Annotated in this window: 12 protein-coding genes and 1 riboswitch; of the genes, 7 read left to right on the forward strand and 5 right to left on the reverse strand. The window is 69.6% G+C overall.

Annotation, left to right across the window (positions count from 1 at the left end; all coding sequences use genetic code 11):
* Nucleotides 1-40: 40 nt before the first annotated feature.
* Genes BJ959_RS09870 through BJ959_RS09885 form a run of 4 tightly spaced genes read left to right on the forward strand, consistent with a single transcriptional unit; the run spans nt 41 to nt 3,415 of the window.
* Nucleotides 41-967, forward strand: a complete 927-nt coding sequence (locus BJ959_RS09870) for an ATP-binding cassette domain-containing protein (RefSeq protein WP_153981508.1) — start codon at nt 41-43, stop codon at nt 965-967.
* Nucleotides 964-1,815 carry an ABC transporter permease gene (locus BJ959_RS09875; RefSeq protein WP_153981507.1) on the forward strand — a complete coding sequence of 284 codons (852 nt, stop codon included), beginning with the start codon at nt 964-966 and terminating at the stop codon, nt 1,813-1,815. Before BJ959_RS09870 ends, BJ959_RS09875 begins: the two co-directional genes overlap by 4 nt.
* Nucleotides 1,812-2,633: an ABC transporter permease gene (locus BJ959_RS09880; protein WP_153981506.1), complete on the forward strand. Its 822-nt coding sequence runs from the start codon at nt 1,812-1,814 to the stop codon at nt 2,631-2,633. Before BJ959_RS09875 ends, BJ959_RS09880 begins: the two co-directional genes overlap by 4 nt.
* A gap of 35 nt (nt 2,634-2,668) precedes the next feature.
* Nucleotides 2,669-3,415, forward strand: coding sequence for a hypothetical protein (locus tag BJ959_RS09885; RefSeq protein WP_153981505.1), 747 nt, complete (start codon nt 2,669-2,671; stop codon nt 3,413-3,415).
* A 19-nt stretch (nt 3,416-3,434) separates the two neighbouring features.
* Here the strand turns inward: BJ959_RS09885 and ribH are convergent, their stop codons facing one another.
* The 5 genes from ribH to BJ959_RS09910 all read right to left on the reverse strand — a co-directional run bounded on the left by ribH (nt 3,435) and on the right by BJ959_RS09910 (nt 9,052).
* Nucleotides 3,435-3,905, reverse strand: coding sequence for a 6,7-dimethyl-8-ribityllumazine synthase (ribH, locus tag BJ959_RS09890; protein WP_153981504.1), 471 nt, complete (start codon nt 3,903-3,905; stop codon nt 3,435-3,437).
* On the reverse strand, nt 3,902-5,185 hold the full coding sequence (ribB, locus tag BJ959_RS09895) for a 3,4-dihydroxy-2-butanone-4-phosphate synthase (protein ID WP_153981503.1): 1,284 nt from the start codon (nt 5,183-5,185) through the stop codon (nt 3,902-3,904). Before ribB ends, ribH begins: the two co-directional genes overlap by 4 nt.
* The gene (locus tag BJ959_RS09900; RefSeq protein ID WP_153981502.1) at nt 5,182-5,799 is read right to left on the reverse strand and encodes a riboflavin synthase; all 618 of its coding nucleotides are present in this window, start codon (nt 5,797-5,799) and stop codon (nt 5,182-5,184) included. The genes ribB and BJ959_RS09900 overlap by 4 nt, the downstream gene beginning before the upstream one ends.
* A gap of 2 nt (nt 5,800-5,801) precedes the next feature.
* Nucleotides 5,802-6,878 carry a bifunctional diaminohydroxyphosphoribosylaminopyrimidine deaminase/5-amino-6-(5-phosphoribosylamino)uracil reductase RibD gene (gene ribD / locus BJ959_RS09905; protein ID WP_243738923.1) on the reverse strand — a complete coding sequence of 359 codons (1,077 nt, stop codon included), beginning with the start codon at nt 6,876-6,878 and terminating at the stop codon, nt 5,802-5,804.
* Nucleotides 6,879-6,941: 63 nt separating this feature from the next.
* A riboswitch (FMN riboswitch) is annotated at nt 6,942-7,074 on the reverse strand.
* 124 nt (nt 7,075-7,198) lie between these two features.
* Nucleotides 7,199-9,052 carry an alpha/beta hydrolase family protein gene (locus BJ959_RS09910; protein ID WP_207949173.1) on the reverse strand — a complete coding sequence of 618 codons (1,854 nt, stop codon included), beginning with the start codon at nt 9,050-9,052 and terminating at the stop codon, nt 7,199-7,201.
* Nucleotides 9,053-9,345: 293 nt separating this feature from the next.
* On the opposite strand from BJ959_RS09910, the gene BJ959_RS09915 reads away from it, so the two are divergent.
* The 3 genes from BJ959_RS09915 (at nt 9,346) to glpK (ending at nt 13,654) form a co-directional block, all read left to right on the forward strand.
* Nucleotides 9,346-10,272 carry a sugar-binding transcriptional regulator gene (locus tag BJ959_RS09915; protein ID WP_243738935.1) on the forward strand — a complete coding sequence of 309 codons (927 nt, stop codon included), beginning with the start codon at nt 9,346-9,348 and terminating at the stop codon, nt 10,270-10,272.
* A 128-nt stretch (nt 10,273-10,400) separates the two neighbouring features.
* Entirely contained in the window at nt 10,401-12,131 is a 1,731-nt protein-coding gene (locus BJ959_RS09920; RefSeq protein ID WP_153981500.1) for a glycerol-3-phosphate dehydrogenase/oxidase, read from the forward strand.
* A 2-nt stretch (nt 12,132-12,133) separates the two neighbouring features.
* Nucleotides 12,134-13,654 (forward strand): glycerol kinase GlpK, encoded by a 1,521-nt coding sequence (glpK, locus tag BJ959_RS09925; RefSeq protein WP_153981499.1) that lies wholly within the window; start codon nt 12,134-12,136, stop codon nt 13,652-13,654.
* Nucleotides 13,655-13,786 lie beyond the last annotated feature (132 nt).

Raw genomic sequence — 13,786 nt, forward strand, 5'->3', positions numbered from 1 at the left:
CCCACCGCCGGCGCTCGCCGCAGGTCTAGGCTGGTTCTTCGTGCCCCACCCCGTGATCTCCGCCCGCCAGCTGACCAAGACCTACGGCGACTTCACCGCCGTCGACGGCATCGACTTCGATGTCGCCCCCGGTGAGTCGTTCGGCCTGCTCGGCCCGAACGGCGCCGGCAAGTCGACCACCATGCGCATGGTGGGGGCCGTGTCGACGCGCACCGGCGGCGAGCTCAGCATCCTCGGCCTCGACCCGAACCAGCACGGCCCCGACATCCGCTCGCAGCTGGGGGTGGTGCCGCAGCAGGACAACCTCGATCAGGAGCTGCGGGTGCGCGACAACCTGCTCGTCTACGGTCGCTACTTCGGCCTGCCGCGCCGGGTCATCGCCGAGCGTGCCGACGCCCTGCTCGAGTTCGCCCAGCTCACCGACCGGGCGAAGGCCAAGGTCGACGACCTCTCCGGTGGCATGAAGCGCCGTCTCACCATCGCGCGCGCTCTCATCAACGAGCCCCGCATCCTGCTGCTCGACGAGCCGACGACGGGCCTCGACCCGCAGGCGCGGCACATCCTCTGGGACCGCCTGTTCCGCCTCAAGGAGCGCGGCACGACCCTCGTGCTGACGACCCACTACATGGACGAGGCCGAGCAGCTCTGCGACCGGCTCGTCGTCGTCGACAAGGGTCGGATCATGGCCGAGGGCTCGCCGGCGGCGCTGATCCGCGAGTACTCCAGCAAGGAGGTGCTCGAGGTGCGGTTCGGCAGCGACAAGAACGCCGAGGCCGCCGAGCGGATGGCCGGGGTCGGCGAGCGCCTCGAGGTTCTGCCCGACCGCATCCTCGTCTACAGCGACAACGGCGAGGCGGCCCTCGAGGCGATCACGCGCCTCGGCCTCGAACCGATCACCTCCCTGGTGCGCCGGTCGAGCCTGGAGGACGTCTTCCTGCGCCTCACCGGACGGAGCCTGATCGAATGAGTGCGCTGAATCAGACGCCCGCGGCGCCCCTGACCGCGACGACGGATGCGGAGCGCGCGCTCGCCGCCGGCATCGCCCCGCGCCGCTGGGGCTCGTGGTACGTCGCCGAGCACCGCCTCCGCGGCATGAAGGGCTACCTGCCCGACGCGATCTTTCAGAGCTTCGGCAACCCGCTGATCTACCTCTTCGCGCTCGGGGTGGGGCTCGCGAGCCTCGTGCCGCAGGGCGTCGGCGGCGTCACGTACCTGCAGTTCGTGGCGCCCGCCCTCATGGCCACGGCCGCGATGACCATCGCCGCTAACGAGACCAGCTACCCGATCATGGCCGGCTTCAAGTGGAACCCGATCTTCTTCGCCATGAACGCCGCGCCGATCTCGCCCGCGCAGATCGTGAACGGCACGATGATCCAGCTCGCGATCCGCATCGTCGTCACGGTTGCGATTTACTTCGGCATCATCATCCTGTTCGGGGCGGTGCCCTCGCCCGCCGGCTGGCTGGCGATCATCGCGGCGACGCTCACGGGCATGGCGATCGGCGCGGCCCAGGCCTCGTACACCTCCACGATCACGGAGGACAAGGGGCAGATGGCGATGCTGCAGCGCTTCGCGATCACTCCGCTGTTCCTGTTCTCCGGCACGTTCTTCCCTCTCGAGCAGCTGCCGCTGTGGCTTCAGCCGCTCGGCTGGGCCTCGCCGCTCTGGCACGGCACCGAGCTCGGGCGCGTGTTCAGCTACGGCCTCGAGGAGCCCCTGTGGCTGACCGTCACCCGCGTCGGCTACCTCGTGACCCTGTTCGCGGTCGGGCTCTGGGCGACGCACCGCCACTTCGCGCGGAGGCTCAACAAGTGACCGCCACGACCTCGACCGAGCACGACTTCGCCCCGCGCCGCAGCGCGCTGTACGCGGGCAACACGCGGGCGGTCATCCACCGCGGGTTTCTCGCGACGCGCAGCACGAACGGCCTCGTCGTGCTCAGCGGCTTCTTCGAGCCGGTGTTCTACCTGCTCTCGCTCGGCATCGGCTTCGGGGCGCTCGTCGGCACCGTGCAGACGTCGACGGGTCAGGAGGTGCCGTACGCCGCCTTCATCGCGCCGGCGCTGCTCGCCGTCTCGGCCATGAACGGCGCGGTCTACGACTCGACGTGGAACGTCTTCTTCAAGCTCAACTACTCGCGGCTGTACCACGGGATGCTCGCCACCTCGCTCGGCCCGCTCGACGTCGCCCTCGGCGAGATCTTCCTGGCTCTCGTGCGCGGGGCGATGTACGCCGTCGGATTCATGGTGATCATGCAGGTCTTCGGTCTCAACCTCGCCTGGACGGCGCTGCTGGCGCTGCCGGCCGTGCTGCTCATCGCCTTCGGCTTCGCCAGCCTTGGCATGGCGATCACGAGCTACATGAAGACGTTCAACCAGATGGACTGGATCGCCTTCATCATGCTGCCGATGTTCCTGTTCTCGGCGACCTTCTACCCGATCACGGTTTACCCCCAGGCGATCCAGTGGGTGATCCAGGCACTGCCGCTGTGGCACGGCGTCGAGCTCGTGCGGGGGCTCACGACGGGCGCGCTGTCGAGCATGATGCTCGTGCACGTCGGGTACTACCTGGTGATGATCGCGATCGGCATCGTCTTCACGACGAGCCGGCTGCGGGCGCTGTTCCTGAAGTAGTAGAGAAGGATCCTCAGGTGCACTAGCGTGCAGCTATGAACACTCCTTCTGAGGTTGACTCGCTCCTATTCGGGCTTACTTCTGACCAATGGGCGGAGGTCAACGGAATCGCGTCGACGGTAACGGCTTTCGCAGCGGTCTTTGGTTTGGTACTCGCGTACGTAGCAGTCCGAATCTCACGACAATCTGCGTTCGTCAGCACCCGCTCGTACATCGATGCCCAGTTCGCGGAAATGCTCACACAGGTCGCTCGCTTTCGGTCCCTGATGGAGCGGGTGGACTTCGACGGACTCAAGCACACATTCGGAGATCTCTACCCCGAGATGCAGACGACGAAAGTCAGCATCCGGCAGTTCGAAGCGGGTGGTTTGCCCCGCTGGGACGCACGAAGGCTCTCGAACAGCCGTGATTACAGTCTCTCGACTGCTCTCAGGGCGCTGGAGTACGCAGTTGATCGACGTTTTCAGGCTGTGATCGGGTCTTCGTCTGGCAACGTTGGAGACCAAACGGTCTCTCAAGAACTTGACGCATACCTTCAGGCTTTTGGCGGGCACGCGGCAGGAGACGACAGGTCGCGCGAGAGAGTGATCACCTCGCTCCGGCAACCATTCCTAGCTGCCCTCGTCCAGGCCACTGACACAAACAGACCTGCAGACCTACCCGAGATCTCACGGCTTGCTCTGGACCATGTGATTACCTTGGTTCAGGACAGTTACGCGGAGGCGGTACATGAGGTCGCCCCATGGAACCGGCGGACGCCACGTGCCCGGAGGTCGTGGTAGCTCCGCACGATAAGGCGAGTCAGCCCCGGATGACCTGCAGCACCCGCGCGGTCGCCAGCGCCGCCTCGGCCGCTTCGGCGCCCTTGTCCTCCGTCGAGCCGGGCAGCCCCGCACGGTCCAGACCCTGTTGCTCGTCATCCAGGGTCAGCACCCCGAAGCCGACCGGCTTGCCCGTGTCGAGCGCGACCCGGGTGAGCCCATCGGTCGCGGCGGCGCTCACGTACTCGAAGTGGGGCGTTCCGCCGCGGATGATCACGCCGAGCGCGACCACCGCATCGGCCCCCGCCTCGAGCGCGGCCTTGCTCACCACAGGCAGCTCGAACGACCCGGGCACCGCGTACTCGACCACGGTGGCGCCTGCGGCCTCGAGCACGCGGCGGGCGCCGGCCTTGAGGCCCTCGCTGATGGCGGTGTGCCACTGCCCGGCGACGATCGCGACCGTCAGGCCGGTGCCGTCGGTGGTGAGGGTGGGCGATCCGGCGCCGCTCATGCGGTCTTCCCTTCGATGGTCGCGAACACGGGGGCGCTCGTGATGCTGTCCGGCAGGCGGTGGCCCATGCGGTCGCGCTTCGCGCTGAGGTAGCCCTCGTTGTCGTCGCCGACGCCCACCACGAGCGGCACGAGCGCGCTCACCTCGATACCGTACTGGGTCAGCTGACGCTGCTTCTCGGGGTTGTTGCTGAGCAGCCGCACGCGCGAGACGCCGAGGTCGCGCAGCATGTCGCTCGCCGCCTCGTAGTCGCGGGCATCGGCCGGCAGGCCGAGCGCGAGGTTGGCGTCGAGGGTGTCGTAGCCGTCCTCCTGCAGCCGGTAAGCCTTGAGCTTGTTGATGAGGCCGATGCCGCGCCCCTCGTGCCCGCGCATGTAGAGCACCGCTCCGCCCTGGCGCTGGATGACGTCGAGCGCGGCGTCGAGCTGGGGGCCGCACTCGCACTTGAGCGAGCCGAACGCCTCACCCGTGAGGCACTCGGAGTGCACGCGAACGATCATGTCGTCGTGGGGCATCCCGCTGACGATCGCCACGTGGTCGGCGCCCGTCTTGCGGTCGCGGTACGCGCGCATCGAGAACGGCCCATGCGTGGTCGGCACGGTCGTGGCCACCTCGAAGGTGACGCTGCTCGCGCGCTCGCCGGTGCGGGCGGGCGATGCCGCAGCGAAGTCTTCACCCGACTCGAGGTAGGCGATGAGGTCGACGATCGTGATGACCACGACGCCCTCCTGCTCGCCGAACCGGATGAGCTCGGGCAGGCGCATCATGTCGCCCTCGTCGGTGACGACCTCGCCGATCGCCGCGACCGGCTGCAGGCCGGCCAGCCGCATGAGCTCGACGGCCGCCTCGGTGTGCCCGGCGCGCTCGCGCACGCCGCCGTCGACGGCGCGCAGCGGCAGGATGTGGCCCGGGCGGATGAGACGGGCCGGGGTCGCCGTCGGGTCAGCGAGCACGCGCAGGGTGTGCGCGCGGTCGCCGGCGCTGATGCCGGTCGTGATGCGGTCGGCGGCGTCGACGGTGACCGTGTAGGCGGTCTGCCGCGGGTCTTGGTTGTCGCTGACCATGAGGGGCAGCTGCAGGCGGTCGGCGACCTCGTTGGTCATCGGCGCGCACAGGAACCCGCTGGTGTGGCGGATCGTCCAGGCGATCCACTGCGGGGTGGCGAGCTCGGCCGAGATGATGACGTCGCCCTCGTTCTCGCGGCTCTCGTCGTCGGCGACGAGCACCGGCTTGCCCTCGCGGAGGGCGGCCAGGGCCTGGGGGATCGTTCCGATGCTCATGACAGGGTCCTTCCGTCAGCGGTGGCGCCGAATCGCACCAGCCGTGCTACATGTCGAGCGAGGATGTCGGTCTCGAGGTTGGCAGAGTCGCCGACCTGCTTGCGGCCGAGGGTGGTCACGGCGAGCGTCTCGGGAATCAGCGAGACCTCGAACCAGTCGTCGCCGGCCGCACTCACGGTGAGGCTGACGCCGTCGACCGCGATCGAGCCCTTGTCGACGACGAGGGGTGCGTGCGCGGCGTCGAGCGAGAAGCGCAGCACCCGCCAGGCGTCCTGCTGGCGGATCTCGAGCACGGTCGTCGTGCCGTCGATGTGCCCCTGCACGATGTGGCCGCCGAGGCGGTCGCCGACGGCGGCCGCGCGCTCGAGGTTGACCGGCTCGCCCTCCGACCAGTTGCTGATCGTGCTCATGGCGATGGTCTGCCCCATGACGTCGGCGGTGAACCAGTCGTCGCCCTGCTCGATCACGGTGAGGCACACGCCGTTGACCGCGATCGAGTCGCCGTGGGCGGCGTCGCTCACGACGAGCGGGCCGCGCACGGTCAGCCGCGCCGCGTCGCCGCGGGGCTCCCAGCGCACAACGGTGCCGAGTTCTTCGATGAGTCCGGTGAACATGGTCAGTGACCTCCAGGGGTGGGAGAGGTGTCGCCCGCGTCAGCGCGAGAGGTGTTGATACTGGGTCGGGCGACGACGAGCAGGTCGTCGCCGAGCGTCTCGACGCGGTGGATGCGGAGCCGATGCACCTCGCTCATCGTGGTCGCCCCCAGGTCGTCGAGGGCCACCTTCGGGCCGCCGATCAGCATCGGCGCGAGGTACACCAACACCTCGTCGGCGAGCCCGGCGCGCAGGAACGCGCTGGCCAGGGTCGGGCCGCCCTCGACGTAGAGCCGGCGGATGCCGCGCTCGGCGAGGTGCTGCAGGCCCGCATCCAGGTCGCGGTGCCCCAGCTCGATGAGTCCGGCCGGATGCTGACGCAGGCGCGCATCGGCGGGAACGGGCGTCGTGCCGAACACCACGGGGATCGGCTGGTGCGGCAGCAGCTCGCCGCCGTCGCCGCGCGCTGTCAGCGTCGGGTCGTCGGCGAGCACGGTGCCCGTGCCGACGGCGATGGCGTCGTGGGCGGCGCGCTGCTCGTGCACGCGCTGGCGGGCGGCGGTGCCGGTGATCCACTGGCTGGTGCCGTCGGCGGCGGCAGCGCGGCCGTCGAGGCTCGACGCCCACTTGACGGTGACGAACGGCCGGCCGAGGCGCACGCTCGTCAGCCAGGGGCGCAGCAGCTCGTCGGCCTCCGCGGCGAGCACGCCGCCCTGCACCGCGATTCCGGCGGCGCGGAGGCGGTCGGCACCGCCGCCCGCCACGGGGTTGGGGTCGTCGAGCGCGTAGACGACGCGGGCGACCCCGGCGTCGATGAGGGCCTGCGCGCAGGGGCCGGTGCGGCCGGTGTGGTTGCAGGGCTCGAGCGTGACGACGGCCGTGAGACCCGTCGCGCTGTCGACCTGCGCGAGAGCATCCACCTCGGCGTGCGCGGTGCCGGCGCCGCGATGCCAGCCCTCGGCGACGACGGTGCCGGCGGCGTCGAGCAGCACGCAGCCGACCTGCGGGTTGTCGCCGACCGCCGGGCCGCGCTCGGCCAGCGAGAGGGCGCGCCGCATCGCCGAGACGATCGTCTCGTCGATCGGTGCGCCGCTGGTCATCCGGGGTCCTCGGTTCTGGTCGGGACGGTTCCGGGGGTGGCGTGCGCACGGCAGGCTGCCGCGAGCGTGCTCCTCCCATCCGGACTTTCACCGTCGGCACCGGAATTCCACCGGTTCCACCGTCTCCGAATCGCTTCGGTCGCGGGTAGCGGGCTGTCACCGCCGGCTCGGATTTTCACCGACCCCGGAACACGTTCTTGCTATCAGGGTAGTCAACCGCCCCGGCACTGGGGTATTCCCGAACGCTGGCTGGGAATGCCGTGGACGTCGATGGCCCCCCGCTCGGAAGAGCGAGGGGCCACCGGAGGGTGTGCGGACTGCTAGTAGGTGATCACCAGCGAGTTCGACACCGAGATCAGCGCGACGATCGCCGCGTTGAGGAACCCCGCGATGTAGGGGTTGTTGGTCGCGCGGTAGAGCTTGCGCGAGATGATCGCCGTGACCGCCAGGATCACGATGACCGGGAACAGCCAGATGCTGAAGATGCCCCCGAACCCCGGGATCAGCTCTCCCGAGATCGCGAACACCGTGTACTGGGCAACGACCAGCACCACCGGGGCCAGCGAGTTCGCGATCGCGAGGATCGCGGTGTTGACCCACTCGCGCCCGGCGATGGTGAACCGGTTGAACGCGTTGATGGCGACCGAGTTCGCGACGAAGTAGATCAGGAACAGCGGCAGCACGAACAGCGCCAGCCCGATCTTGTCGACCGAGAACCACTTCACGCCGATCACCCAGAGGCGGAAGTCGGTCTTGAACAGGAAGTCGAGCACGAACACGACCGCGTAGACGAGCACCACGGTCGTCAGGGCGAGCCCGATGCCGTGCAGGAACGACCGCCAGCCGGGCAGCACCCCTACCGCACGGAGGTCCATGCCGCTCTTCTTCGCGAACGCCACGTATGCCCCCGCCATGAGCACCAGCGCGGCGAGACCGTTGATGGCGGCCCAGACCCCGATGAAGAAGATCGAGCCCTGCGGCACGATCGACGGGACCACGTTGAAGGTGATGCCCAGGACGGCGGGTGTCTGGCTCAGCAGGATGTAGCTCCAGCCCGAGATCACGACCGAGACGACGAGACCGCCCCAGAACCAGATCGCGGGGATGCGACCGCTGAGTGCGGCGGCCGGCGCGGCGGGCACAGCCAGCGCGCGGAAGGCGCGCGTCTCGAGCAGGGCGCGCGGCACCGTGACCAGCAGGATTCCGAAGGCGATGAGCCCGAGAGCAGTGAAGAACTCCTTCAACTGCCACAGCTGGTTGCCCGCATCCATCGGCTGGGGCGCACCCAACGACTCCTCGAAGAAGTCGACGAGGTGACCGACCGCGGTGCTCGAGATCGTCGTCCACGGGTGCGTCTGCGGCAGCGAGTAGATCACGCGCATGGCCTCGGTGCCGTCGATCGACTCGGTGTAGACCGTGCCCTGCTCGCGAACCTCGTCGGCGACATCCTCCGGCGCCGCACCGAAGTGCAGGAACGACTGCGCGTTGGGGGTTCCCAGGTAGTCGCGCGGAGCGGTCAGGGGAACACCCTCGGGGCTGTAGCTGCGGAAGAAGAACTCGTCGTACTGGGCCTGGATCAGGCCCACGTCGCGGGCGCCGTAAACATTCGCGTACGCGCCGTCGGCGTCGGTGTAGACCGGATCGTTGTCGACCAGCAGCACGGAGGCGATGAGCGGATCGCCGGAGGCGTCGTCGAGCGGGATCGAGAAGTTCGCCGCCCGGGCTCCGTTGGAGTGCCCGGAGACACCGATGCGGTCGCGGTCGACGTAGGGCAGGTCGGCCAGCAGCAGCACGGCGTCGTACATGCCGGTTCCGCCGACCGCGAGCTCGTCGGCGGGGAGCGGGTCGGAGTTGCCGTGACCGTACATGTCGATCGACATGACGACGTAGCCGCGGCGTGCGAGCTCGACGTAGTTCGCCGCCTGCATCTCGCGGTTGTTCCACCACCCGTGGCTCACGACGATCGCCGGCGCGGGCTCGTCGGCCGTGGCGCCGTTGGGAGTGAACAGCAGGGCGTTCATCATCCGGCCGCTCGCGGTCTCCCACTTGAGGTCCTTGACGGTGACGGAACCGGCGTTGGTCTGCACGAGCGACGCGCCGAGCGCCGAGACCAGCGCGAGCACGAGGGCGACGACCAGCCAGAAGCCGTTTCGTCGGAGGAGGGCGGATCTCATGGCAGTTCAAACTCCTTCGTTGTGAACAGGGGGTGAGGGGAAGGGGCCCGGTGTCCCGAGCCCAGCATCACTCGCGACACTATTAGTGACACCAAACCAGGGACGCCGGTCGCGAGGAATCTGCACACATGTGCAGACTCCGTCCGGGGGTGCCGAGACGGTGTCGTGGAGGGCGTACCGTGAGCGTGCATCCCCGACCATCGGGGTTGCACGATTTCTCACACCGGGAGGGCCGCGTGGCGGAGAGCAACCCTGAGAACGCGAAGGTGGTCGCGGCGCTGCGCGCCGCGCAGATGTACTACATGCAAGACCTCACGATGGGTGCAATCGCTAGCGAGCTGTCGACCTCGCGCTCGTCGGTCTCGCGGCTGCTCGCCTTCGCCCGCGAGACAGGTCTCGTCGACATCCAGATCCGCTCGCCGTTCGATCGCGGTTCGCGCCTCGAGCACGCGATCCACACCACGCACCGGGTCGTCGCCCACGTCGTGCCCATGCCGCAGACGATCAGCGACGTCGACCGGCTGGAGCGCGTCGCGATGACCGCCGGCCGTCAGCTCGGGCGCTACATCGACTCGAACATGGTGGTCGGAGTGGCGTGGGGTTCGACGGTCGGCGCGATCAGCCGCCACCTCGTGCGCAAGCTGACCCACAACTCGACGATCGTGCAGATGAACGGTGCGGGCAACACGCAGACCACCGGCATCGACTACGCGAGCGAGATCCTGCATCGCTTCGGCGAGGCGTTCTCTGCACAGGTGCAGCAGTTCCCGGTTCCGGCCTTCTTCGATGATCCCCGCACCAAGGACGGGCTGTGGCGTGAGCGGAGCACCCGTCGGCTGCTCGAGATCCAGGCCCGCATGGATGTCGCGGTCTTCGGTCTCGGCTCGCCCTTCGCCGAGGTGCCGAGCCAGGTCTACATCGGCGGGTACCTCGACGCGGAGGACTACCGCAGCCTGAGCGCCGACGGCGTCGTCGGCGACATCGCCACCGTCTTCTACCGCGGCGATGGCACCTTCGACGCGATCGAGCTCAACGCCCGGGCCTCCGGGCCGAATCTCGATCGCCTGCGTCGCGTCGCCCGCCGCATCTGCGTCGTCTCCGGCGTGCAGAAGCTGCCGAGCCTGCGCGGCGCGCTAGCGGCCGGCCTGATCACCGATCTCATCCTCGACGAGAGTCTCGCGAGCGCCCTCGTCGGCGTCGCGGCACCGGGCCCGCGGTAGCCGCCTTCGTGGATGCTCGCGGCGTGCTGCACGTTTGTGCAAAGCCCTGGCAACGATTTCCTCGGCCCCGCAGAATGGGAGCGATCACGTACCCATGAGCGCTGCCTCCAGAGAACGGCTCCACCACCATGACCCGCACCCGCGACCCCCAGCCCGCCCGTTCCACCGTTGAGGCGATCCGCCAGCGCCCCGAGTGCGACGTGCTCATCATCGGTGCCGGCATCAACGGCATCGCAACGTTCCGCGACCTCGCCCTCAACGGCGTCGACGTGGTGCTCGTCGACCGCGACGACTACGTCGCCGGGGCGTCGTCGGGCTCGTCGCACATGATCCACGGCGGCATCCGGTACCTCGAGAACGGCGAGTTCCGCCTCGTGCAGGAGTCGGTGCACGAGCGCAATGCGCTGCTGCGGCTCGCTCCGCACTACGTGCGGCCGCTGCCCACGACGATCCCGATCTTCTCGACCTTCTCGAGCCTGCTCGCCGCGCCCCTGCGGTTCATCGGCATCAAGACGAAAGGCCGCAAAGAGCGCGGGGCGCTCATCATCAAGGTCGGTCTCACGATCTACGACACGTTCTCGCGCGACGGCGGGCGGGTGCCGCGCCACCAGTTCCGCGGGGCACGCGCCTCGCGCGAACTGCTGCCCGCGCTGCGCGACGACGTCAAGTGGACGGCGACCTACTACGACGCGTCGATGCACGACCCCGAGCGACTCGCTCTCGACGTGCTGATGGACGGCGTCGCGGCGGGCGACCACGCGCGAGCATCCAACTACCTCGAAGCGGTGGCGATGGCCGACGACGGCGCCGTCACCCTGCGCGACACCGTGACCGGCGACGAGTTCGCGGTGCGGGCCCGCGTCGTCGTCAACGCCTCCGGGCCGTGGACCGACCTCACCAACAGCGCGCTCGGCGAGCCCACCCGGTACATGGGCGGCACGAAGGGCTCGCACATCGTCGTCGACCACCCCGAGCTGCTCGCCGCCTGCAACGGCCGCGAGATCTTCTTCGAGTTCTCGGATGGCCGCATCGTGCTGATCTACCCGCTCAAGGGGCGCGTGCTCATCGGCACCACCGATCTCGCGCACGACATGACCGAGCCCATCCGCTGCACCGAGGAAGAGGTCGACTACTTCTTCGAGGTCGTGCGGCACGTCTTCCCCGCCATTCCGGTCGACCGCTCGCACATCGTGTTCCGCTTCTCGGGGGTGCGCCCGCTGCCGCGGCAGGACGCCGTCTCGACCGGGCAGATCAGCCGCGACTACCGCGTCGAGCAGAGCGACCGCGGCGGCGTGCCGGTGCTCAGCCTCGTCGGCGGCAAGTGGACCACCTTCCGCGCTCTCGGCGAGCAGCTCGCCGGTCGGGTGCTCGGCATCCTCGGCCGCTCGCGCACCGTGAGCACCGACGGTCGCCTCATCGGCGGGGCGGTCGGCTACCCCACCACCTCCGCCGACCGCGACGCGTGGCTCGCCGCGCACGGCACCGTCGTGGGCGCCGAGCGCGCGGCCGCGCTGCTCGACCGGTACGGCACGAGCGCCGAGGCGATCATCCGCCGCATCGAGGCGACGGATGACGCGCCCGTGCTCGCCGCCCCCGAGTACTCGCGCGCCGAGCTGCAGCACCTCGCCGAGACCGAGCAGGTCGTGCGCCTTGTCGACGTGCTGCTGCGGCGCACCTCGCTCGCGTTCCGCGGCCTCGTGACCGACGCGCTGCTCGTCGAGCTCGCCGAGGTGCTCGGCGACGCGCTCGGCTGGGACGCCGACCGTCGCGCCGAGGAGGTCTCCGGTGCCAGGCTGTACCTCGCCGACCGGCACGGCATCGAGCTGGCGGGTGCGCCGGAGCACACGCAGAAGGGCTGAGCATGACCACGCACATCGTCGCCATCGACCAGGGCACCACCAGCACGCGCGCCGTCGTCGTCGACCGCGCCGGGCGCATCGTCTCCGTCGGGCAGCATCCGCACGAGCAGATCTTCCCGCAGGCCGGCTGGGTCGAGCACGACCCGCTCGAGATCTGGACCAACACCCAGGAGGTCATCGGCCAGGCCCTCGGCAAGGCCAGCCTCACCCGGCACGACGTCGCCGCGATCGGCATCACCAACCAGCGCGAGACCGCCGTGATCTGGGAGCGCGCCACCGGGAAGCCGGTCTACAACGCGATCGTCTGGCAGGACACCCGCACGCAGGACGCCGTCGATGCGCTCGCCGCGGAGGATGAGGGCGGCGTCCGCCGCTTCGCCGGCATCACCGGCCTGCCGCTCGCCACCTACTTCAGCGCCACCAAGATCGGCTGGATCCTCGACAACGTTGAGGGCGCTCGAGCCCGCGCCGAGGCCGGCGAGCTCGCCTTCGGCACCATCGACACCTGGCTGCTCTGGAACCTCACCGGCGGCCCCGACGGCGGCGTGCACGCCACCGACGTCACCAACGCCTCGCGCACGCTGCTGCTCGACCTCGCCACGCTCGACTGGAGCGACGAGCTGCTCGCGGCGTTCCGCGTCCCCCGCGCCCTGCTGCCCGAGGTGCGGTCGTCGTCGGAGGTGTACGGGGTCGCGCGGTCGAGCTCGCTGCTGCGCGAGGTGCCCGTGGCGGGCATCCTGGGCGATCAGCAGGCGGCCACGTTCGGCCAGGCGGCTTTCGAGGCGGGGGCGTCGAAGAACACCTACGGCACCGGCAACTTCCTGATCGTCAACACCGGCGAGAACATCGTGCACTCGGATGCGGGGCTGCTGACCACCGTCGCCTACCGGCTCGGCGACGAACCGGCGCGGTACGCCCTCGAGGGGTCGGTCGCGGTCAGCGGGTCGCTCGTGCAGTGGCTGCGCGACAACCTCGGCCTGCTCTCGACCTCCGCTGAGGTCGAGACCCTCGCCGCCTCGGTGCCCGACAACGGCGGCGCCTACATCGTGCCCGCGTTCAGCGGACTCTTCGCCCCCTACTGGCGGCCCGATGCGCGCGGCGCGATCGTCGGCCTCACCCGCTTCATCACCAAGGCGCACCTCGCCCGTGCGGCCCTCGAGGCCACCGCCTTCCAGACCCGCGAAGTGCTCGACGTCGCGCAGGAGGAGGCCCCCGCGCCGATCACCGAGCTGCGCGTCGACGGCGGGATGACGGCGAACGAGCTGCTCATGCAGTTCCAGGCCGACATCACCGGCCTGCCGGTCGTGCGGCCCGAGATCATCGAGACGACCGCCCTCGGGGCGGCCTACGCCGCGGGGCTCGCCGTCGGCTTCTGGTCGTCGCGCGACGAGCTGACCTCGCTGTGGCAGGAGGGCCGGCGCTGGGAGCCCCAGATGCCCGCCGATGAGCGCGAGCGCCGTCTGCGCGTCTGGAAGAAGGCGGTCACCCGCACCCTCGACTGGGTCGACCTCGACACGAAGTAGCCGCGCGGCCCGCCGCGCCCCGCGGCGCCCCGCCGCGGCCCGCCGGGTCCCGCCGCCCTCCGCCGCGCCCGCTCTCGCCCTCGCGACGATCCGTTCGCAACTCATGCTGTACGGCTGTTTGTGGTCGGGTAA

This window comes from Microcella frigidaquae (assembly GCF_014200395.1).
Lineage (GTDB): Bacteria > Actinomycetota > Actinomycetes > Actinomycetales > Microbacteriaceae > Microcella > Microcella frigidaquae.